A 288-nucleotide genomic window follows, 5' to 3' on the forward strand; every position below is an offset into this window, starting at 1 on the left:
TAGAGTCCTTCCATCTTGAACGTAATGTTCCCCCACCTTTTACTGGAGTTCTTTTCTTAGCCGTTTTAGCATCAGGAAATGCAGGTAATGGCGGTGTACCTCGTGGAGCCACGTGATACTTATGAGCCGCATTCAGATAGATATAAATTGGATCAAACGTCCCGGCAGGGTGTACCAGAATATAATCCCTGAATGGACGTTCTCCGGGCGCTGGCGTTTCCGTTGTACCACGGGCTATTGATTTCACTTTCAGGGTAAACTAGTACACTCGGAGGGACGTATACATTG

At 47.2% G+C, this 288-nt stretch carries 1 protein-coding gene; it reads right to left on the reverse strand.

The genetic code is table 11. The annotated features are described in order from the left end of the window. On the reverse strand, window positions 1–247 hold a 247-nt coding region (locus GKAS_RS24455), incomplete at its 3' end, for a colicin E3/pyocin S6 family cytotoxin (protein WP_246870772.1). Between the last annotated feature and the right edge of the window lie 41 nt (window positions 248–288).

It is taken from the genome of Kluyvera ascorbata ATCC 33433, from assembly GCF_000735365.1.
GTDB lineage: Bacteria > Pseudomonadota > Gammaproteobacteria > Enterobacterales > Enterobacteriaceae > Kluyvera > Kluyvera ascorbata.